The sequence below is a fragment of the Hydrogenovibrio thermophilus genome (assembly GCF_004028275.1).
Lineage (GTDB): Bacteria > Pseudomonadota > Gammaproteobacteria > Thiomicrospirales > Thiomicrospiraceae > Hydrogenovibrio > Hydrogenovibrio thermophilus.
On the sequence record NZ_CP035033.1, the window covers coordinates 307516 to 333457 of the forward strand.

General features: G+C 46.7%; 21 protein-coding genes and 2 pseudogenes. 15 read left to right on the forward strand and 8 right to left on the reverse strand.

From position 1 onward, the window contains the following. Window positions 1–19 precede the first annotated feature (19 nt). Genes EPV75_RS01350 through def form a run of 5 tightly spaced genes read right to left on the reverse strand, consistent with a single transcriptional unit; the run spans window position 20 to window position 5696 of the window. The gene (locus tag EPV75_RS01350) at window positions 20–2245 is read right to left on the reverse strand and encodes an ATP-binding protein (RefSeq protein ID WP_128384219.1); all 2226 of its coding nucleotides are present in this window, start codon (window positions 2243–2245) and stop codon (window positions 20–22) included. A gap of 39 nt (window positions 2246–2284) precedes the next feature. Further along, window positions 2285–2881, reverse strand: a complete 597-nt coding sequence (locus EPV75_RS01355) for a DUF4390 domain-containing protein (RefSeq protein WP_051673526.1) — start codon at window positions 2879–2881, stop codon at window positions 2285–2287. A gap of 26 nt (window positions 2882–2907) precedes the next feature. Beyond that, window positions 2908–4227 (reverse strand): 16S rRNA (cytosine(967)-C(5))-methyltransferase RsmB, encoded by a 1320-nt coding sequence (rsmB, locus tag EPV75_RS01360; RefSeq protein WP_128384220.1) that lies wholly within the window; start codon window positions 4225–4227, stop codon window positions 2908–2910. Between the two features lie 3 nt (window positions 4228–4230). Continuing rightward, window positions 4231–5187 carry a methionyl-tRNA formyltransferase gene (gene fmt / locus EPV75_RS01365; protein WP_128384221.1) on the reverse strand — a complete coding sequence of 319 codons (957 nt, stop codon included), beginning with the start codon at window positions 5185–5187 and terminating at the stop codon, window positions 4231–4233. Then, window positions 5184–5696 (reverse strand): peptide deformylase, encoded by a 513-nt coding sequence (gene def / locus EPV75_RS01370; RefSeq protein WP_029939484.1) that lies wholly within the window; start codon window positions 5694–5696, stop codon window positions 5184–5186. Before def ends, fmt begins: the two co-directional genes overlap by 4 nt. A 64-nt stretch (window positions 5697–5760) precedes the next feature. Here def and dprA point away from each other — a divergent pair, with 64 nt between their 5' ends. Beyond that, entirely contained in the window at window positions 5761–6897 is a 1137-nt protein-coding gene (dprA, locus tag EPV75_RS01375) for a DNA-processing protein DprA (RefSeq protein ID WP_128384222.1), read from the forward strand. On the opposite strand, the gene EPV75_RS01380 is transcribed toward dprA, so the two are convergent. Then, window positions 6894–7802, reverse strand: a complete 909-nt coding sequence (locus tag EPV75_RS01380) for a response regulator (RefSeq protein ID WP_128384223.1) — start codon at window positions 7800–7802, stop codon at window positions 6894–6896. The genes dprA and EPV75_RS01380 overlap by 4 nt on opposite strands. Window positions 7803–8030: 228 nt before the next feature. Between EPV75_RS01380 and topA the strand changes: the two genes are divergently transcribed. From topA to EPV75_RS01395, 3 genes are all read left to right on the forward strand, one after another. Next, entirely contained in the window at window positions 8031–10517 is a 2487-nt protein-coding gene (topA, locus tag EPV75_RS01385) for a type I DNA topoisomerase (RefSeq protein ID WP_128384224.1), read from the forward strand. A 250-nt stretch (window positions 10518–10767) separates the two neighbouring features. Further along, complete coding sequence (argS, locus tag EPV75_RS01390; protein WP_128384225.1) at window positions 10768–12534, forward strand: arginine--tRNA ligase; 1767 nt, start codon at window positions 10768–10770, stop codon at window positions 12532–12534. A gap of 44 nt (window positions 12535–12578) precedes the next feature. Beyond that, entirely contained in the window at window positions 12579–13283 is a 705-nt protein-coding gene (locus EPV75_RS01395; RefSeq protein ID WP_128384226.1) for an SPOR domain-containing protein, read from the forward strand. Between the two features lie 38 nt (window positions 13284–13321). Here EPV75_RS01395 and EPV75_RS01400 read toward each other — a convergent pair whose 3' ends face one another. Further along, window positions 13322–14377 carry a GGDEF domain-containing protein gene (locus EPV75_RS01400; RefSeq protein ID WP_128384227.1) on the reverse strand — a complete coding sequence of 352 codons (1056 nt, stop codon included), beginning with the start codon at window positions 14375–14377 and terminating at the stop codon, window positions 13322–13324. Between the two features lie 160 nt (window positions 14378–14537). On the opposite strand from EPV75_RS01400, the gene EPV75_RS01405 reads away from it, so the two are divergent. The 5 genes from EPV75_RS01405 (at window position 14538) to EPV75_RS01430 (ending at window position 20003) form a co-directional block, all read left to right on the forward strand. Beyond that, window positions 14538–14792: an accessory factor UbiK family protein gene (locus EPV75_RS01405; protein WP_029939491.1), complete on the forward strand. Its 255-nt coding sequence runs from the start codon at window positions 14538–14540 to the stop codon at window positions 14790–14792. 4 nt (window positions 14793–14796) lie between these two features. Further along, window positions 14797–15747, forward strand: coding sequence for a YifB family Mg chelatase-like AAA ATPase (locus EPV75_RS01410; protein WP_128384228.1), 951 nt, complete (start codon window positions 14797–14799; stop codon window positions 15745–15747). A 134-nt stretch (window positions 15748–15881) separates the two neighbouring features. Then, window positions 15882–17099: an MBL fold metallo-hydrolase gene (locus tag EPV75_RS01420; protein WP_128384229.1), complete on the forward strand. Its 1218-nt coding sequence runs from the start codon at window positions 15882–15884 to the stop codon at window positions 17097–17099. Between the two features lie 217 nt (window positions 17100–17316). After that, the gene (locus EPV75_RS01425) at window positions 17317–18975 is read left to right on the forward strand and encodes a hypothetical protein (RefSeq protein WP_128384230.1); all 1659 of its coding nucleotides are present in this window, start codon (window positions 17317–17319) and stop codon (window positions 18973–18975) included. Between the two features lie 695 nt (window positions 18976–19670). After that, on the forward strand, window positions 19671–20003 hold the full coding sequence (locus EPV75_RS01430; RefSeq protein ID WP_128384231.1) for a type II toxin-antitoxin system Phd/YefM family antitoxin: 333 nt from the start codon (window positions 19671–19673) through the stop codon (window positions 20001–20003). A 62-nt stretch (window positions 20004–20065) separates the two neighbouring features. On the opposite strand, the gene fic is transcribed toward EPV75_RS01430, so the two are convergent. Next, a complete protein-coding gene (gene fic, locus EPV75_RS01435; protein ID WP_128384232.1) occupies window positions 20066–21172 on the reverse strand; it encodes a protein adenylyltransferase Fic in 1107 nt (368 codons plus the stop codon). A gap of 287 nt (window positions 21173–21459) precedes the next feature. Here fic and EPV75_RS01440 point away from each other — a divergent pair. The 6 genes and pseudogenes from EPV75_RS01440 to EPV75_RS01460 all read left to right on the forward strand — a co-directional run. Then, a pseudogene (locus EPV75_RS01440) lies at window positions 21460–21588 on the forward strand (Txe/YoeB family addiction module toxin); the annotation flags it as partial. Between the two features lie 452 nt (window positions 21589–22040). Continuing rightward, window positions 22041–23861 (forward strand): hypothetical protein, encoded by a 1821-nt coding sequence (locus tag EPV75_RS01445; protein ID WP_128384233.1) that lies wholly within the window; start codon window positions 22041–22043, stop codon window positions 23859–23861. A 21-nt stretch (window positions 23862–23882) separates the two neighbouring features. Then, window positions 23883–24194 carry a hypothetical protein gene (locus EPV75_RS01450; protein ID WP_128384234.1) on the forward strand — a complete coding sequence of 104 codons (312 nt, stop codon included), beginning with the start codon at window positions 23883–23885 and terminating at the stop codon, window positions 24192–24194. A 74-nt stretch (window positions 24195–24268) separates the two neighbouring features. Next, window positions 24269–24391, forward strand: a pseudogene (locus tag EPV75_RS12420) (DUF2188 domain-containing protein); the annotation flags it as partial. A 67-nt stretch (window positions 24392–24458) separates the two neighbouring features. Beyond that, window positions 24459–24635 (forward strand): hypothetical protein, encoded by a 177-nt coding sequence (locus tag EPV75_RS12200; protein WP_192894012.1) that lies wholly within the window; start codon window positions 24459–24461, stop codon window positions 24633–24635. A 293-nt stretch (window positions 24636–24928) separates the two neighbouring features. Further along, a complete protein-coding gene (locus EPV75_RS01460) occupies window positions 24929–25936 on the forward strand; it encodes a nucleoid-associated protein (RefSeq protein WP_128384235.1) in 1008 nt (335 codons plus the stop codon). Window positions 25937–25942 lie beyond the last annotated feature (6 nt).

The window sequence follows — 25942 nt, forward strand, 5'->3', positions numbered from 1 at the left end:
ATGTGTTCGATTTCGATCTTTACGTGCTCGTGTCCGTTAAAAGGGCCGATGGTTTCGGTTCGTTCAATTCGTTCAGATTCGGTTGCGGTAACTGTACCAAAAAGCATGTACCTTGTTCAGGTTCTGATTCTACCCGAATTTGTCCCTGGTGTTCATCGACAATTTTCTTGACGATGGCCAAGCCGAGTCCGGTGCCCTTGGGTTTGTCCGTGGAATAAGGCTCGAAAATCCAGTTTCGGGCTTTCTCCGGAATGCCGGGACCGTTGTCGCAAATCGCCAATTCGACCTGCTGGTTTTCATAGTCAGTGCTGACTTTGATCTGGGTGTCGGGCCGGTCTTCACAGGCTTCAATGGCGTTTTTGATGAGATTGTGCAGCAGTTGTCGCAGTTTGGAGGCGTCGGCGGTGATAACCGGGCAATCCGGATCGATATCGTAACTGACTTTCCAGGTGACTTTCGGGGTCTGGTACATGCTGACCACATCTTTCACCAAGGTGTTGAGATTGACTTGATGCAGTTCGATTTCCGGTGTGTCGGCGTATTCGGTGAAGGCTTGCACCAGATTTTGCATGGTCGTGACCTGTTCGATGATCGTGTCGGTCATGCGGTTCAGTAGTTTTTGATCCGCTTTTTCGAGTTTGTCGGACAGTTTGTAGTTCAAACGTTCCGCCGAGAGCTGAATCGGCGTCAGCGGGTTTTTGATTTCATGGGCCAGGCGTTGGGCGACATCGCTCCAGGCAGCATGCAATTGAGCTTGGACCAGCTGGGTGATGTCTTCGATGACGATGACGAATCCGCCGATTTTTTGGTCGAGGCTCGGCAGGGTGGAGCCGTGTACCAGCAGGATTTTCTGACCTTCTTTACAGTCGAAGGTGAATTGTTCGCTCCAGGGTTTCGATTCGCTTTTGAATAACGGGAAAATCGCGTCGAAAAACGGCTTGAGGCGCTGGGTGTCCGGTTGTTTGAGGACTTCGTCCAAGGGTTTGCCGAGTTGACGGAACAAATCGGTGTTGAGAATGCTGTTGGTGGCGTCGTTGATGGTTTTTAGGCGCAGGTTCATGTCGAAGGTGATGACCCCGCTGTTGAGGTTTTTGATAATCGCCTGCAGGTAAAGTTTCTGCATTTCGGTTTGTTGGTGTCCGAACTTGATGTCGTTACGCGCTTTGGCGATTTGCTGAATCATATCGTTGAAAGACTCGATGAGCTGCCCCATTTCGTCGTCTTGAATGACCGGCATCGAAATGGCGTAATCCCCCTTTGCTACCGCCTTGGTGCCTTTTGCCAGGGTTCGAATCGGGCGGGTCATGTTTTGGATGGTTTGGATGGTGAACAGTACCGCGCTGATTAAGGTCAGCAAGAGAACCATGCTCAAAATCACGGTGAAACTGGTTTTCAGCGGGCCTTTCAAATAGGACAGTTCCTGATATTGGCCGGCGGAAACGCGCACGGTATTGGCCAGGGCGGTGAGCTGTTCGGGAATCGGAAAAACGGCTTGCAGGGCATAGAGCTTATTGCTCTGGATGTCGGTGACCGGCAGCATGATACGGATAATCTGATAGGCGCTGTTCAAACCGGCTTTGGTTTCCACGGCGGCGTAACTGATTTTTTTACGGATTTGCTGGAACAGTCGTAATTCCGGTGATTTGGGGAGAATATTGACGTTTTCCTGACTGCTGTAGGCGATAAGCTGGCCGTCGCTGCGATACAGTGAGACTTCGCGGGTGTTGAGCTGTTCGCCGATTTGATTCAAGGTCAGCACCGGGGTGATGAACAGCGTGTCCTGATTCATCGCCAACGCTTTTTGGGTGGCGTTGAGGTTGCGGCGAGTCTGGTCGTCGAGGGTGATCTGCACCAGTTTGACGGCGTTTTCCAGAGCGGTTTCGGTTTTGACGTCAAACCATTGGTCGATGCCCTGGTGGACGAAACTCATCGAGAAATAAAAGATAATGGCGAGTGGGACGCCGAGAATCAAACTGAGGATGCCGGTCAGTCGGGCGGTGATTTTCGAACCGGGCAGGCGGTTGCGGTAATTGTTGCGCAGCTTCAGCAGGGTGCGCACCAGCATGGTCAACAGCCAAACCATCCCGACAAAGGAGACCAACAGCAGAGTGGAATAGGTTTGCGCGAATTGCGCGGCATTTTGCAGAATCTGACTCATCACGATCAAGGCGATGAGCACCAGACTGGAAAGCAGGATCAACCAACCGTATTGTTTGATGAATCTGGAATGTTTCAGCGATAACATGCGCTCGGTTCCGTCCTGGTTTCCTGTTCGAGAGTTCGTTTATAGCCAGCTTTTCGGCGATTGGATTTCGATACTACGCCAGTCGCTGTCCAATTGCCAGTCCGACGACCATAACGTATCAATAATCAAGGGCGTCGGCAATTGCCATTGGTCGAGCGAAATCCGCATTTTGACCGCATAGAGCGTGTCCGGATGTAGGTCCGCCAAATCGGCGATGCGGAAGTTGGATAAGGTGCCGAGTGTTTTCATGGCTTCTTTCAAACTGTCGAAACTCTGAACCTTTTGGTTCCGTTTGTTGGCAATGACATAGGTACGATTGTAGCCGATGTATTGCAACTCGGTCCGGTAGACGATTTGCGTTCGGTTTCGGGAGAAAGGGATGCCCAATAACGTGCGGATCTCGTTCAGCTCGATTTCGGTGGTGAAAGTCAGTGGGATTTCATGGTGGATGGCGCTGAGCACTTTGGGTGGAAAGTGGAATTTGGCACTGGCATCCACCACCAATTGCTGGTCTTCCTGATAGTCGTTGAGATATAGGATGTGAATGCCGGGGGTGTCCGCCGCGACCGAACAAGAGAGGAGAAAGCCCAGGCCGGCAAATCCGAGTGTGGATATGGCGCGTTGCCAAGTTGTCATATCGCTTTACTCCATCTCTATTGTGGTCATTCGGACGAGATTTTTTCAATCAAACAATAATAGAATCCGTCCATTCCGTCCAGGCCTGGCAGAATCTGGCGTCCGGGGGCGCCCTCAATGGTCAGGCCCCAGTCGGCTTCGATGGGGATTTCCCGGGCATCGTCGGTGGCTTGCAAAAAAGCGCTCATCTGGTTGCGGTTTTCATCCGGCAGCACCGAACAGGTGGCATACAGCAAACGCCCGCCCGGTTTGAGTAACGGCCAAAGCGCTTTGAGAATGGCGGCTTGCGTCGTCACCAGAGCGTCGATGTCTTCCGGCGTGCGGTGCCATTTGATGTCCGGGTGGCGGCGGATGATGCCGGTGGCGGAACAAGGCGCGTCCAGCAAAATTTTATCGAACGCGGCGCCATTCCACCAGTCGTCGGGTTGTGCGGCATCCCCGACGTCCAGATCGGCATGTAAATCCAGGCGGAACAGGTTTTCCGATAGGCGTTCCATGCGTTCCGGTTCTTTTTCCAGCGCGAATACGTTGGCCTGGTCGTCGCTCAGCTCCAGTAAATGGGTGGTTTTCCCACCGGGCGCGGCGCAGGCGTCCAAAATATGTTCGCCCGCTTGCGGGGCCAATAAGGTGCCGGCTTGTTGGGCGGCGGCGTCTTGCACGCTGAACCCGCCGTCGTCGTAGCTGGGGAGGTGGGTGACATCCTGGCTTTGGGTGAGCACCACGCCGAACGGTGCCTTCGGGTGGGCGCTGGCGTCAATTTCGTTATCGGCCAGGCTGGCTAGGAAGGCCTCGCGGGTTTGCACGCGTGGGTTCACGCGTAACGTCAAGGGGGCCGGTTCGTTATTGGCGGCGAGAATCTGTTCCCAATGCTCCGGGTAGGCTTTGCGCATGGCTTTGGTGAACCATTGCGGGTGGGCGAAACGATAGGCCGGTTTTTTGTCGACTTCCGCGCAAATCGCGTCTTTTTCACGCAAAAACGATCGCAAAACGCCGTTGATCAGACCGCGCGCCCAAGGTTTTTTCAACGATTTGGTGAGGTTGACGGTTTCCGATACCGCCGCGTGTTCGGGGGTATCCATATACAGAATTTGATAGAGTCCGAGCAAAATCAACTGGTTGACGTCTTCGTCCTTGGCTTTGAGCGGTTTTTTGAGCAAATGGCTGCGAATCGCTTCCAGGCGTTCCTGCCAGCGCAGAGTGCCGAAGACCAGGTTTTGGGCAAAAGCGCGTTCACGCCGGTCGTCGAATTGGGCCAACCCTTCGGCCAGTGCTTGGCTTAAGGAGCGACCTTGTTCAATGACGGTGAGGCAGATTTTCAAGGCGATGTAGCGACTGTTGACGACCATGGCTTATCGCGCCTGTTCCGTGCCCAGCCTCTGCCCGGTGAGTTGGCGTGCTTGGGCAAAATCATAGGCGGCCATGGCTTTTTTGCCGGCCGGTTGTAGTTGTTCTAGGATGAGCGATCCTTTTCCCGTGGCGACCTCAACACCGTCTTTGGTGACGGAAATCACCAGGCCTGGTGGTTTTTCGGAAACCGTTTCCTGGCCCATTTTTGCGCGCCAAAGTCGCAGCGGTTGACCGTCGTATTGGGTAAAGGCCACCGGCCAGGGGTTAAAGGCCTGAATCAGGCGCACCAACGTGTTGGCCGGTTGCGACCAGTCGATTTCCGCTTCGGCTTTATTGAGTTTCTCAGCGTAGGTGGCCTCGGCGTCGTTTTGCTTGACGGGATTCAAGCGCTCGGCCTGTAAATCATCCAAGGTTTGCATCAGCGCGTCGCAGCCGAGTTGGCTGAGGCGGTCGTGCAAGCTTTGGGCGGTGTCGTCCGCCGTAATCGGGGTTTTCAGAATGGTGAGCATGTCGCCGGTGTCCAGACCGACATCCATTTGCATAATGGTCACGCCGGTTTCGGCATCGCCCATTTGAATGGCGCGTTGAATCGGCGCCGCGCCGCGCCAGCGCGGCAATAAGGACGCATGGATATTGAAGCAACCGTAGGTCGGCATGTCCAACACGGCTTTCGGCAAAATCAGGCCATAGGCGACCACCACCATGACGTCGGCGTTCAAAGTGCTGAGTTCGGCTTGTGCGTCGGGGTCTTTGAGCGAGACCGGTTGAAATACCGGCAGGTCGTGTTGTTGTGCCAACTGTTTGACCGGACTGGCGGTCAATTTACGGCCGCGACCGGCCGGGCGGTCCGGTTGGGTGTAAACCGCCACCACCTCATGCGGGGAGTCTAGCAGGCGTTGCAACGGCGGCACGGAAAAATCCGGCGTCCCGGCGAAAATGATTCGAAGCGGTTGTGTCATGCGTCTGCCTGCTGTTGCGCGAGTTCTTTCTTGTATTTTTGCAGGGCGCGGGTGCGCTTCAAGCCGGACAGGTGATCGATGAACAGTTTTCCGTTCAAATGGTCGATTTCATGTTGAATGCACACGGCCAACAACTCGTCGGCTTCGAATTCGATCATTTTGCCGTCACGGTCCATGCCGCGTACCAGTATCTCGGACGGGCGATTGACCTTGGCGTAGACACCTGGAATCGATAAACAGCCTTCTTCCCAGGTGATTTTACCGGCACTTTTGACCACTTCCGGGTTCAAGAGTGCAATCGGCTGATCTTTGGTTTCGGAAATGTCCACGACAATCAAACGTTGTTGTACCGCCACTTGCGGCGCGGCCAGGCCGATGCCCGGGGCGTCGTACATGGTGTAGAACATGTCGTCGATGAGTTTGTCGAGTTCGTCGGTCATTTCCGGAATCGGTTGGCAGACGTCGCGAAGGCCTTCGTCCGGGTAGAGAACAATATCGAGTTTATCCATAATACAAGGTATACTTTTTGAAATTTGAAACGATGACCTTAAATTATAGCGGATTGTAGTCTTTATGTCTGATTTAGACCGTTTAACACCTTGGCTGACATTGCATTTTGCTCGCGTCGGCGCCAAGCAGTTATCGGACGTTGAAGCCGTTTTCGGCAGTTTGGAACAGTCGGTGTCGGCGCCGGAATCGGCCTGGCGAGCGGCTCAGGTGTTGAAAGAGAAACAGTTGGACTTGTTGTTCGACCCAGGCCTGGCCGAAAAGGTCGCTCAGGCGCTGGAGTGGGCCGAGCAGCCGAATCAGCATTTGTTGACGCTGGCGAGTGATGATTATCCGCCGTTATTGAAGCAGATCGCCGACCCGCCGCCGGTGCTGTATGTGCGCGGTCAAGTGGCTTTGTTGTCCGATCCGCAATTGGCGATTGTCGGTAGCCGTAACGCTTCCAAGCAAGGACGATTGATGGCGGAAGATTTCGCCCAGTATCTGGCCGGTGTCGGTTTGACCATTACCAGCGGTTTGGCCTCCGGCATTGATAAGGCCGCACATGAAGGCGCCTTGAAAGCCGAAACCAAAGCCGGCGGACCACAAGGTACGACGGTGGCGGTGGTGGCGACCGGGTTGGATCGGGTGTATCCGGCGGCGAACCGCGAATTGGCGCACCGTATTGTCGATACCGGTGCCATGGTGTCGGAGTACCCGTTGGGGACGCAGCCATTGGCGCACTTTTTTCCGCAGCGAAACCGGATTATTTCCGGGTTGAGTTTGGGCACCTTGGTGGTGGAAGCGGCCTTGAAAAGCGGTTCCCTGATTACGGCGCGCACCGCCTCGGAACAAGGGCGGGAAGTGTTTGCGGTACCCGGTTCCATCAATAATCCGCAGGTGAAAGGGTGTCATCAATTGATACGTCAGGGCGCGAAACTGGTGGAGTCCGGTCAGGATATTCTCGAAGAACTGTCACCCATGTTGCAACCTTCGCTGTTCGCCGAGGAGGCCTTTTCAAGCCTTGCAACGGAATCTTCGGCGCCGAAAAACGATGTTAAAAAAGGCTTGTTGAAGTTCATTGAGTTCGAGCCCATCGGTTTGGACGAGTTGGCGGTGCTGAGTAAATTGCCGGTATCGGATATTCAAAGCCAGTTGTTGATGTTGGAATTGAGCGGCGACATTGAAGCCTTGTCCGCCGGGCGCTGGCGACGTTTGCGTTAAGCCGGGCGCTTGAGTTTTCGGGTCAGGCAACGGACTTGACGCCCGCCGTCGAGGTAGGTGAGTTCATCGAAGCTCAATTTATTGGCCATCATAATGCCTCGGCCGTGGTTGTCCATGGCCCGTTCCAGTGAGAATTCCAGATAGTTTTCAAAATCGAACCCATTCCCCATATCGGTGATGGTGACCACCAGGGTTTCGTCATTATGCCTTAAATCGACGGCCACGAACTTGCAGCGGTTTTCCGGTAACGCCAGCCGCCGGTTGATTTCCTCCGACAGTTGGCTGTCGCGAATCAATTGGGTTTTTTCATCATAGGTGATGCCGAGATTGCCGTGTTCGACCGCATTGACCATCAATTCCAGAAAGCCGATGCCGATGCTGTTGGGGTCGGTGGTCAACAAGGCGATGAAGCTCGACAGGTGTTTGGCTTCATCGATGGTGCGTACCTCGAAACGACCGTCGGTAATCAGGGGGAACGCCTTATGGATGCCTTTGAGGGTGGTGAGGATATCCTTATGATTTTGGAAGTCTTTTAGCGCGGCATTGACAACCGAAATCAAGGTTTCCTTGGTAATTGGTTTGATTAGGTAGTAGAATGCGCCAGCATTAATCCCCCGTTGAATTTCCGCTTCACTATTGGCGGTGGTTTGCAGGATGAAAGGGATTTTTTTGTACTCGGCGTGCTGTTTGAGCTCTTCGAGCAATTGGATGCCGTCTTTATTGGGCATCAGGTAGTCGGAAATGATGCAGTGGAAAAAATCGTGCGGTTTCTGACGGATGAGTTGTGATGCCTCTTCGCCGTCGTTGGCCAGGAATAGGTTGAAGTCCTCGTTTTTGAGAAAACTTTGGAGTAGTTTTTGACTGACCAGGTCGTCTTCAACGATCAGCAGGTTGGCTTTGTTCATGGTACAGGCCTTGAGTCTGAGTCCTTGTCCGGTTGGCGAATATAACTTAAATGGCACTTCAATCGCTTTTAGCTTAACACTTTTCGGGTGAAATCGACCAGCGATAAATCGGTCGTATTTAGACGTAGTGATAAATAAGAGTTTGAGAACATTCAAATAAAAGATTGCAATTATTAGGCTTTTTTTGCACTCTTAAAAAAATAACGTGACTGAAAACAGAGAAAAAATATGACGAATTTGGTGATAGTGGAGTCTCCCGCTAAAGCTAAGACAATTGAGAAATATCTGGGCAAAGGCTTTACCGTCCGCTCCAGTTATGGCCATATCCGTGACATCCAGAAAAAAGGGATGGGCATCGATATCGAGAACGGTTTTCTGCCGAATTATGAAATTTCACCGGACAAGAAAAAAACCGTTACCGAATTGCGCAAATTGACCAAAGACGCGGAAGCGGTCTGGCTGGCGACGGATGAGGACCGCGAGGGGGAGGCGATTGCCTGGCACCTTGCGGAAGCCTTAAAACTGGATGTTAGCAGCACCAAGCGTATCGTGTTTCATGAAATCACCAAGACGGCCATCCAGAAAGCGATTGCCGAACCGCGCACAGTGGATATGGACTTGGTGGAAGCTCAGCAGGCCCGACGTATTCTGGATCGTATCGTGGGCTTTGAGCTCTCGCCGATTTTATGGAAGAAAATTCGGACCGGTTTGTCGGCCGGGCGAGTGCAATCGGTCGCAGTGCGCCTGATTGTCGAACGTGAACGTGAAATCGATGCCTTTGAATCGGATTTCGTTTACCGTCTGGCGGGTGAGTTGACGATTTTGGACGACAACCAACAGGCCGTCGGAACGGTTGAGGTCAAGCGCAGTGCCGCTTTCAAAACCGAGGACGAAGCGAAAGCCTACCTGGAGCAGGTGAAGCTGGCCGCGTTGTCGGTCGGGCAATTGGAAGAAAAACCGGCCAAGAAATCGCCGAAAGCGCCGTTCACCACGTCGACCTTGCAGCAGGAAGCGTCCTCAAAGCTCGGTTTTTCGGTCAAACAGACCATGATGATTGCACAACGCCTGTACGAATCCGGGAAAATCACCTACATGCGTACCGATTCGGTCAACCTGTCCGAAGAGGCGATTTCCAAAGCACAGCAGACGATTACCGGCGACTACGGCGCAGATTATTCCATGCCGCGTCGTTACAAGACCAAAAACGCCGACGCCCAGGAAGCGCATGAGGCGATTCGTCCGACCGATTTTTCCGTGAAAGACGTGACGGGCGAACGTAATGAACAGCGTTTGTATCAGTTGATTTGGCGCCGTGCGATTGCTTCGCAAATGGCGGATGCGCAACTGAAACGGACTAATGTGGATATTCAAATTTCCAACCTGCCGGACGAAAAGCTGACGGCGAAAGGTGAAGTGATTACCTTCGACGGTTTTTTGAAAGTCTATAACCTGGACGATGACGCCAAAGAAGGTCAGCTGCCGCCGTTGAGCATCGGCCAGGCGTTGGCGTTGGGACAACTGTCGGTTCGCCAGAGCTTTTCCCGTCCACCAGCGCGTTATAACGAAGCCAGTCTGGTCCGCACCTTGGAAGAAATGGGCATCGGGCGGCCGTCGACTTACGCGCCGACCATTGACACCATCCAGCAGCGTGGTTATGTGGTGAAAGAAGACCGCGAAGGCCGTCAACGCGATTATCGACAATTGACCTTGTCGGCGGATGGCATCGTGGCGGAAAATTTGACTGAAACCACCGGTACCGAGAAAAACAAATTGTTCCCGACCGACATTGCCGGCATTGTCACCGACTTTTTGGTGAAGCATTTCGGCGATGTGCTGGATTACCAGTTCACCGCTTTGGTGGAGTCCGAATTCGATACCATCGCGCAGGGCAAAGAATCCTGGCAGGAAATGCTCACCAAGTTTTACCAGCAGTTCCACCCGCGTGTCGATGCGGCGGAAGACGTGTCGCGTGAAGAGGCCGGGCAATCCCGCGCTTTGGGAACCGATCCGAAAACCGGTAAGCCGATGTTCGTTAAAATCGGTCGTTTCGGGCCTTACGTGCAATTGGGCGATGGCGAGAACGACGAAAAGCCGACGTTTGCCAGTTTGATGCCGGGCCAGAAAATGGACACCTTGAAGCTGGAAGAGGCGTTGGAATTGTTCAAGCTGCCGCGCGAGGTCGGTGAAATGCCGGAATCCTTCTCGGCCAAAGCGGTGGACGGAACCGAATTTTCAGTGCAAAAAGGGCAGATGTTGATTGCCAAGCAAGGGCCTTTCGGTCCCTATTTGGAATACGGCCCGAAACAATATGCGCCCATCAAAGGCTTTGATCCGCTAAGCATTACGTTGGAAGACGCCGCCGCTTTGGTGGAAGCAAAAATCCAGGCTGAAGCGGATAAAATTGTGAAGGTCTTCCCGGACACGGATGTGAAAATCCTGAAAGGTCGCTGGGGGCCGTATATCACCGATGTGTCGACCAAAAAGAACGCCAAGATTCAAAAAGACGAAGATGCGTTGGCATTGACCTTGGAAGAGTGTCAAAAACGTCTGGACGAAGCGCCGGAACCGAAAAAACGGGGCCGTGGCGGTGCGAAAAAAGCACCGGCGAAAAAGGCCGCTGCAAAGAAAGCCACCACCAAGAAAACGGCGACGAAAAAAACCACTGCCAAGAAGGCGCCGGCCAAAAAGACGACCAAGACCACGGCCAAAAAATAGCCGTTCCGAATAGAGCCGTTTCCCACGGTTCCGTTCGGTTCGTTCAAATATCCAAAACCGACCAGGCCTGGTCGGTTTTGGTGTTTTTACGGCCGGGGTTTTCGCGTCCGGATCGCCGATGGCGATGACAGCCGTTAAAACGATTATGGGATGAAACTCTGGAAGAGTGTTAGGAATCTTCCGATTGTGGTGTCGATTACAGTAAAATACTTCCATTAATTTTCAAGCGTAACGAAGAGAATAAAAGAGCATGAAGCAACAGGTTGCAGAAATTTTGTCGAAGGTGATTGAGCAGTTGAAACAGGACGGTGTGCTGGAAGCCGATGCCCAGCCTCGCTTGACGGTCGAAAACACCCGAGACAAATCGCACGGCGATTTTGCGACCAACCTGGCGATGATGCTCACCAAACTGGTCGGCAAGCCGCCGCGAGACGTGGCGCAGATGATTATCGACCGTCTACCGGCATCCGATTTCGTCGAAAAAGTCGAAATCGCCGGACCCGGCTTCATCAATTTCTTCGTGCAGGACGCCGCCAAGTTCGATGTGGTCGAAACCGTGTTGAAAGACGCGGACGCTTATGGGCAATGCAACGTCGGTCAAGGCCGCTCGGTGCTGGTGGAATATGTGTCCGCCAACCCGACCGGGCCGTTGCACGTCGGTCATGGTCGTGGCGCGGCTTACGGGGCTTGCGTGGCGAATTTGCTGTCGGTGGCCGGGTTCAATGTCTCCAAAGAATATTACGTCAACGACGCCGGACGTCAAATGGATATCCTGGCGGCGTCCACCTGGCTGCGGTATTTGCAAGCCTGCGGTGAAGAGTTGACCTTCCCGAGTAATGGTTATCAGGGTGATTACATCAATGAAATCGCCCAGACGGTGAAAGACGCCGACGGTGACCGTTATCGCCGTGCGGCCGAGGAGGCCTTTGCCGGTGTGCCGGCCGATGAAGGCGCGGTGGAAGATGGTGACAAAGAAAAGCACATTGACGGCTTGATCCAAAACGCGAAAATTCTGTTAGGGGAAGACGATTATCGCGCGGTGTTCGAAGTGGCGTTGAATCGTATCCTTGGCGACATTCGCGACGACTTGTCGGAGTTCGGCGTCGAGTTCGATAACTGGTTCTCGGAGCGCTCTTTGATGGATTCCGGCGTGATTGACGCCGCCATCGAAAAATTGCAACAAGCCGGTAAGATTTACGAACAGAACGGCGCCTTGTGGTTCCGTTCCACCGATTACGGTGACGAAAAAGACCGTGTGGTGGTGCGTGAAAACGGGCTGAAAACTTATTTTGCGTCCGACATCGCTTATCACTTCAATAAGCTGGAACGCGGCTTTGATGTGTTGATCGATATTTGGGGCGCGGATCACCACGGTTATGTGCCACGGGTCAAAGCGGCCATGCAGGCGCTGGACACCAATCCGGAAGCGCTGGAAGTCTTGTTGGTACAATTCGCGATTCTGTATCGCGGCGGCGAGAAGTTGGCGATGTCGACCCGTTCTGGTCAGTTTGTGACCTTACGCGAATTGCGTGACGAAGTCGGCTCGGATGCGGCGCGTTTCTTCTATGTGCAGCGTAAGTCGGAACAGCACATGGATTTCGATTTGGACTTGGCAAAATCGCAGTCCAATGAGAACCCGGTGTATTACATTCAGTACGCCCACGCTCGGATTTGTCAGGTCATGGCCTCCTCCGAGGAGCGCGGTTACACTTATGACCAATCCGCAGGCCTGGCCAATTTATCGCAATTGACCTCGGAAGCGGAAGCCGACTTGGCGACGCAATTGGCCAAGTATCCGGAAATCATCGGCCGGGCGGCTCAGGTCTATGAACCACACCAAATCGCCTATTATTTGAAGGATTTGGCGCACGGATTGCATTCTTACTATAACGCCACGCCGTTTATCGTCGAAGAAGCCGACGTTCGAAACGCGCGTTTGACGTTGATTCTGGCGGTGCGCCAGGTATTGCGGAACGGTTTGGCCCTGTTGGGGGTCTCCGCGCCGGAAAAAATGTAAGTAGCATGCCTGCATTTTTGCGAACGACGACAGGATAAACGGTTATGAGGCAATACACCCGGGATTATCGTCATGGTCACAGTCAGCCGCGTCAGACGTATCAACGGAAATCCCAGATGGCCGAACCGGAAACGGAAGCGCCGCAAAGTTCGTCGCGATGGGTGTGGGGCCTGGCCTTGTTGCTGTCCTTGGCGCTGTTTGGCGGATTTTTCGTGGTGCAACATTTCGCGCACCATGGCGTGAAATCCACGCCTCTGGCGGCTGAAACGGCGGAATCCGTGACGGAGACAGTATTGGTTGAAGATGCGGCAAATACCGCCGTGGACGTAGTCGATAACACCACCGAGGACGAGCCGAAAAAACCGCTGGTGGTAGAAAGCCTGCCGATGGCGAAAGCGCAAACCGAGGCGGAAAAACCGCTGCAATATACCTTTTACGATGGCTTGGCGAAAACCGAAGTGGTTGTGGACGTCGAGCCGATTTCCGTGAAGTTGAATGCGCCTTATTTTATTCAGGCCGGCACCTTCGGGTCGCGAGATGTGGCGGAGAAGGAGCAAGCGCGTTTGAAGTCGCACGGTCAGGAATTGACGATTTCCACCGTCACTTGGAAGGGGCGGGTGTATTACCGTCTTCGAGTCGGGCCTTATGACGACCGCTTGGAAATGAACAAAAAACGCAATGAACTGCGTTCGCTCGGTGTCGATACCTTGTTGATTAAATCCCGTCCAAAAAACGATACCGCCGGGTAATTGTAATTCCGGTGGCTTTCAGCAAGATGCTTTTCTTGTCAGTCTTGTGGAGTGCCTTCCAAATCCCGTTCGGTGACCACTTGGTTACGGCCTAGCGTTTTGGCTTTGTAGAGAGCGTCATCGGCGCGTTTGATCCATTCTTCAATCGTTTCCTGTGCTTCTCCGCGATAAGCCGCGACGCCGAATGAGGCGGTGATTTGCCCGAGGTTTTTTTCCGAATCCTTGCGTTTCAGTTTGGCGTTTTCAATGTCGTGACGAATCGTCTCCGCACGTTGTTCGGCCTGTTCGATGTCTGTGTGGGACAGTAGGATGGCGAATTCTTCACCGCCGTAACGGCACAGGGTTTCGGTGTCGCCCTTGGTTTTTTTCATCAGATTGGCGTAGTAACGCAGGACACTGTCGCCCACCAAGTGACCGAAGCTGTCGTTGAAGCGTTTGAAGTGGTCGATGTCGGTGAGAATCAACACCAGCTGTTCCGGGGATTCCTGCATCTCGTCGACCAGGTCGCGGATTGCGTTATTGAACGCTTTTCGGTTGCCGATTTCGGTCAGTTCGTCGGTGAGGGTTTCGGCTCTGGCTTCGATGAGTTCTTGGCGCAGGCGCAGGATTTCATCGTTGCTGTCCATCATTTCACGATGAAATTCCTCGCTGGATTTTTTCATCGATGACGCGGTATTGAGAACCGAGTGGGTCAGTTCTTTCAGTGTCTCGGCGTCCATATCCTGTGTGGACAGGGTGTTGGTGTAATGGTCGAGTTCTTGCGTATGCTGCTCGAGTTTATCGCTCCAGGCATTCATGCGCTTGACGACGAGATTGATCAGGCGCTTGAAAGCTCGGTCGAAATCGTTGCCGCTGTCATCGTCGGCAAAGTATTCGTCGTAAAGGCGACGGCCTAAACGGTCGTTGTAACCGAAAGGATCCTGTAAGGCATTGTCCATTTCCTGACGGAATTTAGGATGGTCCCCTTTGTAGTACTGATACCAGATGAAGTAGTTGAGCGGGGTCGGATTGATGCCTTGTTCTTCGAAGATATCAATGAGCTGAACGAAAATGCGTTGAGCTTTTTCGGGGGCGTCTTTAATGTCTAGCAACATCCTGAAATTCCTACCAATCAACTTTGTGGTTTGAAAAGCGTTTGCTTATGCCTGAAGGGTCATTTTACACCAGAATTCCCGCCGGGTTCATAGAAAAAAAGGGACGGATGGAGTATAGTAATTTTTACATATTTGCGGTCAAAACGCCGAGGAGAAAAGCATGATCAACCCGAAACAAATTGAGTCGCTGGTGGACAGCATTAGCGGCATTTTACCGCCAGGCCTGGGTGAATTGCCCGAAAATGCCAAGCAGAATTTGAAGCAAACGCTGGCGAGTGCGTTTGAGAAAATGGATTTGGTCTCGCGTCAGGAGTTTGAGATTCAAGCGGGCGTCTTGGCGAAAACCCGCGCCAAATTGGAGGCGTTGGAAAAGCAGGTGGCTGAGCTGGAAGCAAAACAATCGGTGGATTCTTAGTCGAATGTCGGTGACGGGCCAATACGCCACATTGTTATCCCGCGGTTTGTCCGGTGTGCAGGCGCCGGAAGTGCAAATCGAGGTGCATGCCACGAATGGCTTGCCGAGTTTATCGATTGTCGGTTTGCCGGAAGCCTCGGTTAAGGAAAGTAAAGACCGTGTGCGCAGCGCCGTGATGAGCGCCGGCTTCCAGTTGCCACCAAAGCGGATGACCATCAACCTGGCGCCGGCCGATATTCCTAAGCAAGGGGGACGTTACGATTTACCGATTGCTTTGGGTATTCTAGTGGCGACGGGCCAATTGATTCCGGTGCGCGATCTGAACCGCATCGAATGGTTTGGCGAGGTGGGATTGAATGGGGCTTTGCGCCCCGTTCCCGGGATTTTGCCGGCCGTGATGCAAGCGGCGCAGGCCGGCCGAACGGTGGTGGTGCCCATGGCGAATCTAGCCGAAGCCAGTTTGGTGACGGGTGCGCAAGTGTTTGGGGCTGAGAACTTGCTGTCGGTGGCCCGTTATTTGGTGGATGAAACCGCGACATTGGTTGAACCGGAAGCGGTGGCCTTTACCGGCGCGTCTTATGCCGAAGACATGGCCGATATCCGTGGTCAGCAGCAGGCGAAACGATTGCTGGAAGTCTGTGCCAGTGGGGGGCATTCCTTGTTGATGGTCGGCCCGCCCGGCTCGGGCAAAAGTATGCTGGCGTCGCGTTTGGTGACCTTGTTACCGGATTTGCCGCTGGAACACGCCATCGAGGTGGCGTCCGTGCATTCGGTTGCCGGTAAGGAGGTGGCCGTCGAGCGTTTCCAGCAGCGGCAACTGGTTCAGCCACATCATACCGCCACGGCCGCAGCGATGGTCGGGGGCGGTTGTCAGTTTTCATTAAATGCGCTACTTTTTCATAAAAAGTGCTACAGATTTGGCCAATCAAAAGTATTATTCTGTACTATTTTATAGAAGTTTTAGAAGTTTTAGAAGTTTTAGAAGTTTTAGAAGTTTTAGAAGTTTTAGAAGTTTTAGAAGTTTTAGAAGTTTTCTTGATCTGCTAAAAGCAAAAAGACTGAATATCATTAACTATATGTGGAGCTTTTATGTTGGTACAACGCACTTTTCATCCTGTTGGGCAAGGAGCTTTTTATACTGAAGAACATCTAAAGCCAAGAACTGATATAGAATTCAGAGTTGTTTATGATTGCGGTGGTTCTTCAGGCAAAATAGTAAAGGATGAAATTGATAGAAAATATAGAAAAAATGAACAAATAGACGCTGTGTTTATTTCTCATTTTCACCAAGATCATATTAATGGCCTTGAGTATTTACTTAGTCGTTGTGATGTTAAAAAAGTCTTCATTCCAAGTTTAACAGATTCTTTGAAGGCACTATATGTGGCCCAGAACGAATTAGAAGGTAGTGCAGGGTTTTACAATACTCTAATTTTATCCCCTGAAGAGGTTTTAGATACTGAAGTTTGTACCGTTGAAGAATTTAATCCTGAAGAAGAATTGACAGAAGAGGAACTCTCTTTAGTTGAAGGGGAGTTTCCTAAAAGCATAAAAAGCGGAGTTAAATTAACCGCAACAACTTGTGGTTGGGTATATGTTCCTTTTCAGATAGCTAACTATAAAGTCGCAGATGAGTTTATGGAACAGCTTAATTTATTAGGGGTTAATGTTGATAATATAGTTAATAAGCTGAAAGAAAAGGATAAGAGGCAGGCAATTATTAGGGCCTATAAAGAGGTATTAAAATTCAACAGAGCGTCCAATCTTAATGCTAATTCTTTGTGTGTTTATTCCGGCCTTGGTGTTGGTGATAAACGTGGCGGCTTGATTTCAATCCAAAATAAAAGCTTTGATATTTCGGATAGGTGCGGTTGTCTATATACTGGTGATTTTGAAGCGAACAATACACAAAATTTGCAATCTTTACTAAAAGGTTATTTGCCTTACTGGGATTTAATTTCCACCGTTCAAATTCCTCATCATGGGTCAAAAGAAAATTATTCTGATCAATTAATCAGCAAAGACGTTATATCATTGGTTTCAGCAGAGCCTGGAGCAAAATATTACCACCCTGATGGTCAAGTGGTAAAGGCATTGGCTGATATGGGTTCGAAGCTTCACTTGGTGACTCTGGATCGAGATACAGAAGTAAAACAATATATTTCATATAATCGACTGCGAGCATTAAGCTCTATATCACTTCGCTACGAAAAAGTATTAGCACGAATGTTTCCAGAATATGTTGTTAGAACTCTTTTAAATAGTTATTTTCTTTTTACAAAGAAGACAATAACTGAAAATTATTAATATCATAACCCTTCTTTAATGCAAGAAAGCAGGTCGCGTGTTGAATTTTTTTGTATAGCTTGAACTTTTATTGTAATAACTTCAGGGCCTGGCTTTTAATAGTTGGGCTTTTTTATTTATAGTGGAAATATCCTATATTTTTTGTAACTTTATTTCGATGTTGACTTTTTCATGTAAGTTGCTACAACTTTATTGAAAAGTTTATGGAGAAGTAGAGTTGAGCAAAGTTTATAGCCTTGAAGGGATACCCGAGGATGGCGTTAAGAGAGTTGTTAGGTCATATGGCCAAATAATTCAAAATACTAGTGATCGATCTAATCCTTTAGTTGAGGTAGCTTTTAGAAAAGTGAATCAGCTAGGTAAAAAAGAGCGATTGGATGAAGGGGTTGAGTACTTTAAGATAGGTGTTAGCTATTTAACCTTAGCTAGAATTGGGTCTATTTGGCATGGAAATAAACATAAAAAAGGTACATATTGGGGGGGAGATCATTTAAAAGAGCAAGATTTCAAGTTTGATTTTTCGCAATCCTCTATAAATTTTCTATCATTATCTGAACTCTTTCCCGAATATCTTCCAGAATCCAAAGTCGGAAAAACAAGAGTTGCTCAACTAACATCTGTAGATGGCCAGGTTGTATACATTCAGTCTTTAGAAATATTGACCACTATCAATACACCTATGCATAAAAAAACTAGGCAAAGATTGCTTCTTGAAGATATTGATTCTGTCGTTGATCATATGATTAGAAGCCCTTCTGAAAAAGGTTTAAGGGACGGTCAATATATTGTTTCTACAAGATATAAAAAAATAACGGCTACATTTTTAGCGTATTTAAAAAATAATGCTATTAGTCGGACTAGACTTCGAACAATTCGAAATCAGATTAATTCTAACCAAACATATATTGATGTTTATCCTTATCATCCTAGATTTTTAGTCTGTAGCATTAAAGGTGTAATGAAAAATGAATGTTTTTTTGCCCATAGAGTTAGTTCTGTTGTTTCTCCTACAGATTATCCACAAATAGAGGTGAAAGAAAAAAGTATCAAAAAAGCTAAGAGTGAGAATAAAAAATATGGAAATAAGCCAAAGGAGGTGCATGGAAGAAAGGAAATTCATGTTGCTCATAGTGGCGCTCCAAGCCAAGGAGCGCAAAGACAGTATGTTCCTTCTGGGGTGAAAGTAATTGATAAGAATTTAGTTACGACCGTAGTGATTGATACAGATTACGAAACAATTAACAACCCCAACCAAAAAGATAGACCGGAGAATTTTTCTTCTGGCAGTGAGTTTTCTGAAAACGAAAATATTGGTTCTCTTATGATTGGTGACGATGATGAAAATGAGGACTCAGAGACTGTAAAAAATTATATAGAAGCCCTCAACGAACTTCTAGATGATGAAAACTCTGATTTGCAAGGATATGAAATATTAGAAAGTGCTAACGGAGCATTGTGTGTTAGTGAATTTTTTTGGGGGTTGGACTTTTTTTCAGAGATTGGGGAAGGGGAATATATTAAGTATAGAAGATGGGAGCATGATTATTTTAAAAGGCCGACTATTAATAATAAATATGCAGAGTATACGTTTAGAAGGGCGGCGCTTATAAAAGTGGACTATTATTACCAGGAACTTTATTTTTTAGAAATAGAAAGTTTAGATTCGAGTCGGTTTAAAGGACTACTGTTTAGTGCAGAACACCTATCTTATGACTTAATAAATAAGATTCTAGCTACAATTAGAGACTCGAAAGGTCGTTTAGGAAAAGCTGAAAGCAAGTTAAATAAATGGGTTCCCGGCGCTAAAGTTTTTAATCATTCTAAAAATATGTCTCAGAGACTTAATTCTGTTTTACAAGAGTTTGTAAATGAGTAGCGCTTTTCTTAATTTCAATTCTGCTTGATTGTTTTGCTAATGCAAATTGATGCAAAAAAATAGAGCCGTCAGATTACGCTAATTATTATATTGCAGAGTCTGCATTGGATTATGTTGTACGCATTTAATGACTGTTTGTCTGGTAGTGTTATAAAAACTATGTGGCATGTATTAATTGTTAAATACAAAATTATTTGATAATTACAAAATTAAATGATAATGAAGTTATGTAACGCCGTATTCGCGGTAAATCCCTCTATTTGAGCTTGAAAACATATTTATACGTTAAATAAAGTCGGTACAAAAATTTGTGTTTTATTAAAATTCAATCTAGACTAAATTAGTTAGACATTTGCACAACTGACGGATTCTTTGGAGTTCGGCAAATGCCCCACCTAGAAATAGGTTCGCAGCTATGCTGGTATAATCAAGCGGAGTAGTGAGGAAAAATTAAAAGCCCTGAAATTCAGGGCTTTTTTATCTGCACTATCATAACTATGGTCGCGCGTCTCTTGCACGTTTACCCTCTTCTCTCAAACCTATTAGTTCAAACGTTTTTAAAGATTATTTTCGTGCAAATATTGCACGTTTTATAATGAGATTAGTTTAGGTTGCGAAAAAACCGCATCAACACAGTTGTGTACAACTTACTGTTCATGTTGTGGTAAAAATAGAAACAATCGTGAGGTAAGTTTATGCAAGTTGTAAGTTATACAGAAGCAAGAAATGGTTTAAAACGTGTTTTAGATGACGTTGTTGATAATGCAGATTTCACCGTCATTACGCGCAGAGACTCTGAAAACGCAGTGGTTATGTCGCAGGATTACTTTAACAGTCTAATGGAAACGGTTCACCTGCTAAAATCTCCTGCAAATGTTGTTCACCTAAATCAGTCAATTGAGCAGTATAGAGCAGGAAAAACTATTAATGCTCCTGATCTTGCAAACCATAGGTCTTGCGCTCCAGAAAAGGCGAAGAAATATGAAAACATTGACCAGACAAAAGCAAGAATCAACAACCAACATTAGGTATTCTTTCCACAATTTTCGGTCTAGCATGATATTTTCAACTCTGTTATGTCATAGTTATATTAAAAATATAGTGGGAAATCGTTAGATTCTTGAGTTAATAATCTAAGTAGTTTTGGGTGTAAAAATAACTTGTCTCTCCCCATGTTTATTTCTTGCAAGACACCAATTTTGCAAAGTTCTTGTAAGTAGTTTGATGCTGTTTGTCTTTGTGCGATTTCGGCATCTATGAGGTTTTGTATTCTGCAATATGGCTGGTTGAACAGAATCTCTAGAAGTTCATAGCTATATTGTTTTGGCATTTGAGCTTTTATATATTTCTTTGTGTGCAACATTAATTTATCGATTGCATTGATTTTTTCTAGAGTCCAATTAGAGGTGTCTTCTACGGCACCAAGCATGAATAAAATCCATTCTTCCCAGTTGTGGTCTTTAGTAACAGATAGTAATAACCTGTAGTAGTCGTCTTTGTGCTCAATTATGTACCTACTTAGGTATAAAATTGGTAAATCAATGAGTTTTTCTTGTAGCAAGAATAAACTGTTTATGACCCTTCCTGAACGACCATTTCCATCACTAAAAGGGTGAATTGCTTCGAACTGGTAGTGCGAAATCGCCAGTTTTATCAATGGATCTAAGTCTATGTCTGAATGTATAAACTTCTCCCAGTTTGATAGTAGCTCTCGTATTACAGCTTCGCCTTCTGGAGGTGTATAAATGGTTTCTCCTGTTCGGTTATTTGCTAAAACCGTACCAGGCAGTTTTCTAACCCCCATGTCTTGATCTTTTATGATGCTACAAATTTTCATTGCAGTATTTGCAGTGAGAGGCCTTTCATTTATATTTTCATAACCCTGAAATAATGCTGTTCTATATCTCAGAGCTTCCTTGGTTGCCGGGTCAGCGCTGTTATAGTTGTCTGAGAATTGGAATAGGCTATCTTTCGTAGTTACAATATTTTCTATTTCAGAAGAGGACTGAGCTTCTAATAGAGGCAGGGTATTGATTAGAACCGGCTGGTTTGGCATTTGTTTAGCGGATTGGTTTAACTGTGCTAAAGCAGTTCTGGCAGACGTTACTTTTTTTAGAATGGCCTTAGTTTCTATATCGTGTGTTACTACAGGCAATGTAGGGATATCGTTATATGGAATTTCAGGGTTCCAAGCCATATTTTGTACCTCAGCATTTAGGTGTTTAGTATATTGGTGAGGTTATTATGTTTATATTTTTATGTTTTGTAAACATATTTTAATTTTATGTTTATAAAATTAAAATATATAAACACATCTGAGCAATATGTTTATATAATCACTATATAGTAAGAATATGTTTACTAAGTTTAGTTTTCTAAACATATTTACACTATATGTTTATACAATCACTACATAGTAAGATATAAGAATGTTAACTAAATCATAATAAAAACAATATATTATGTTGATTTTATGAATTACGGTGTAAGCCTGAACCATTAAAAGAAAATCTCTCTGGCTTTTGGTCAAGACGCATAGACGAATCGAATAGACTTGTTTATGCGGTTGATGATAACCAGATAACGATAATCGCTTGCCGATATCTCTATTAAAAGTAATAGTTCACTTTGGCTAGCTAATAGTTCAGGTATCCCGTTATTGCTTTAAAATTTCTTCAAAGTGAATATCGATTGTTTCCTTTCTGGTCTTCGACCGTTTCTTGATTAATCGACCATGTAATCGCTTTCAACGTATACCTCCAGCCCCTTTGTTTAGAGTATCTTTTCGTTCGAAAAAAATTCTATAGACTCTCTTTTGATCCTTAACTGTTTTTCTTGTGTGCTAATTGATGTGATACATTTTTAGGTGAAGGCCTGTTTATAAAGCGATTTGAAAACAATATCCTGTTATGATTTTTCTAAATACAAGCAATTTACTTGTATTGAATGCAAGCAGTTTGCTTGTATTGAACGCAAGCAATTTACTTGTATTGGCGCAAGCGTTTTGCTTGCGAAACGCTTTTTGCCTGTTGATAAGGGTGTTTTAGGTAAAGGAGAAAGTTTGAGTGGCGGGGGCTTTTACTCTTAAAAATTTTGCAGAACAGTGTCAACCTGACAAGTTTTATCGGCTTGATATTATTAGGGGTGTTTCATTCGAAAAAGCTTACGACCCTACGATGCCCTTCCAGTCAGTCATTGTTAATTTCTCTTGTTATTCCAGTGAATATCAGTCGCTCGACAAAATAAGATCCATTCCAGCTAAAGACATTTTCAAGTCTTGCTACATCGACAAAACAGCCAACCTGGCCATTGATGTTGATGTAACTAATCTGATTTTTTTAAAACCTGGCACCGTCTGGATAAATGGCGCCTCAATGTGGGAGTCGACTGAATTAACCAATGTCTGCATCAATCAATCTGAAGCAAGCATGGTTTCTTCTTATAGTGAAAGTAAACTTGGAACTAAAATGCCCTTCCTCTATGGTAGAAAAAATGTCCAGTTTCTGAAATTTCCCAATTCAAAAGTCAAGGACAAGACGATCACTGTTTTGATCCCTTCGACTGAAATCATCCGTTATTATTTTTCGGGTTCAACCTATTTCACGAGAGAGTTGTTTAATGGTGCGCTGAAAAGCTTTAATAACTCTGGTGAAGCCAATAGACTTTTCTTTAAATATGAGTTCGATGAAGCTGACGAAAGTGTTTATATTTGGTTAAAAAGGAATTGTTTCGATTCGGATGCTTTCATGATTGCCCGCGGTTTGGCTGATGAAGTCGCAATGAATGCAATGAGCTATATCTACGCTTCTCTGGTACATGCAAAAACAAATTTTAAAACTAAGGATGGCGACATAATTCCAGAAGTCTGCCCAAGAACAAGTCTTCCATTCTCCGGAGCAACCAATCTTGAAGTTCTGGGGCAGTGGCTACCACGAAAAGATGGTGAAACGGAATTCACAGAATATATGGTCAGAACTATCGAGGATTGCGATCACCCACTACCTTTCAAGAAAATCAGAATTGAATCGGTTGATTCTTATCAATCCAGTGGAGAGGTTAATGAGGATGAAGATCCGAAGCCATCAAAGCCAAGAAGAAAACGTGATGAAGATAGTGAGCCTAGGCCACCAAACTATACCGAGGGCGAAAGGCCGACCGATGGTATTGCTCCTGAAGAGTTGAAGTTCATGATGCAGCGGTTCAGCCACCTAGAGGATGTTCTGGTTGAAAAGGTCGAGAAGGTATCTGAAAAGGAAAAGCAACGCCATTATCAGCAGGAAAAAGAATCCAATTCAGATGATGGAAGTACTTTGCCTGGCGACTACCGAAAAGATAACGATCTTCAGCCTTGGAATAACAGAGCGATAGATTCTGAACCGATCCCGATTTCAGAAAGGTTAGTCACGGTATCAAATGCAGTGGCAACTGTTCTTGAAAAGGAGACTGGTTGGTTTGCTGAGGCGTTACCTGTCAATTGTGTCGATGATACCTTACCTTTTGGGCTTTACAGTTTTGAGCGGCCGACAGGTAAAAATGCTCGATATGATTGGAATATGGTTGGAGAAAGAAATCGGAGAACCTTGTTTTTAGCAATCTCGAATCAAAGTGGCCAAACGGTTTACTTGTTGGAGATTGAAGGCAAAGGAGGGGTCAGCTTTTCGTTGTTTCTTTTTAGAGCAGATCAATATGAGGGTCTTGATTATTTCGGCGGTGCCAGGTCGTTGATGTTTGAAATAGCAGATTCTTCAGGTTCTAAGATTAAAGATGGGATCCTAGAGGACTTTGTTGTGACTAGTATGAAGCATACCGAAAGCGATAATGATAGCTTTGTGGATCGGTTGCATCGTGCTATTGATGGGGTGTTTAAAGACGATGAGGATGCTTAAAAATGATTAGAGGGTGGTTTGATGCCGGCTAAAGAGATTGCTATCGCAGCTTTGATTGCAACCAGTGGTGTTACGGATGCTGAGTCACCTAAAGAAAAAATCCTATTTGGCGGTGATATGGCTCTAGTCGCTACCGAGCGTTGTGTCGCGGACGGTCGGGATATTTATAAAGGGTTTACTCTTATCTCGGATTATCAGAATGGGTACTTTAAGGTTAATTGTCAGATATTGGAAACAACTACGGGTGATTACTATGCTTCCAAGGGAGTTTATTATGAGAATTCGGAAATGCTTGATCTTCTGATTGATTTATTTGATAGGCGTGTAGATTAATAATTCAAGCAAACGGAAAAGCACACATGTGGCACCCAATAAAGAGGGACATTCGCTAGTCTGGCTCGGAGAGGTTTTCTGCGCATTTTGATACCAAAAAGGAAGCGGAGTTTCATGCTAGAGAAAGCAGCCAAAATCAGGAAACCGAATTGCTGATTCATAACAGGCATGGGAAAAGTGTTGCCTTCAAACTTTAAAATATGGAATTTCTATTGTGTCGAAGTTCCATAGAAGTCATTGGTTGCTGGAAAGAAAGGAGTTGATATGTTTGGATTATTTAGGTATTTCTTTGCTTTGGTTGTTTTGAGCTTGGGAGTATTTGGTATATCTGTTGCCGATGACCGGAATTTCGGCGCTGTTGTTGTAGATGAGGTAACTAGCATTTATGACGGTGATACTTTTCGAGTCAATATCAATGATTGGCTGGCGATTATTGGGTAAAGGATTCCTATTCGGGTTAAAGGTATTGATACACCAGAACTTCGAGGTAAATGTTAGAAAGAAAAAGAGTTGGCAAGAAAAGCTAAACGGCACATTGTTCAGCTGATTCGGGGTGCCAAAATAATTCAATTACAAAATATTGACAGGGGAAAATATTTTCGCATCCTTATGGATGTATCGGTTTGATGGTTTGAGACTTGGGAGAAAGTCTTATTTTGAATGGTTTTGCTGTAAGGTAATGACGGTGGAGCTAAGGTTGATTGGTGCGAATTAGTAATAAATTAGGGTTGAGTATGCAAATAAATCACGCGATTGTTCATAAGTTACAAAAAGAGCTTCATCAAGAGTCAAATGTTCTTCCTCGCCAAACGCCGCTCGAGGTAAACGAAAACCTCGAGCAGTTAGTTGGCTACATTATCACTTTGTATAATGAAAAAACCGGGCGAGGTTATGGCAAGTTTTACAGTGATAATGTCAGCTATCCATTTAGCAAATTACTGTCAGATTTTCAGAGTGAGGAAGTTGACACTGATTTTATTGCGTTTACCTTCTCTGCTATGGATTTATTAAAGTCCAGAATTGATGGTGAGGGCCTAGCGACTGGTGGATATATCTTATTTATTGAATACGAACACCGCCAAAGCAAAATTGTTTTAGTTGTATCACTTAAAGACAAAGACGGGTTTATCTTTGATGATAATCTGGATTTGGATAATCAGCCGCATATTGATTTAGAACATTTGCATGAAATGGCTCGTATTGATACCACTAAGTGGCACTTAGGAAATGAAGGTCGTTATCTTTCATTTGCGAAAAAACGACAAAATGCAGACAGAAGCTTTAGTCGCTATTTTAGAGAGTTTATTGGGTGTGATGAATTCGAAGAGGAAAATCAACTCACTCAAGAAGTCGTGAGCGCATGTAAGGCTTATGCAAAGTTTGGTCCCCTAAGTGAAGAGCGCAAGCTTGAGATATTGGAAATTACGCATAACTATATGGAAGAAATTTATAAATCGAATGGCGTTTTTAAAGTCCATGACCTAGCAACTAGACTAGATCCGGAAACTCCTGATAGGTTTACCTCTTACATGTATGCTCAAGAAATTGAATTATCTGACGGCTTTAAACCTAACAAAAGTGCCTACAGAGGTTTGAAGAGACGTACCATAAGAGATGGAACAATTGCCTTGTCATTTAATGCAAGCGATTTAGGTAAGTCTGTAACTCATACTGAGGGCGAGGAATTTATTCGTGTTAAACTCTCCCCAGAAAAAATCAAAGAACTCACTGAAGCCAACTAAATAAAT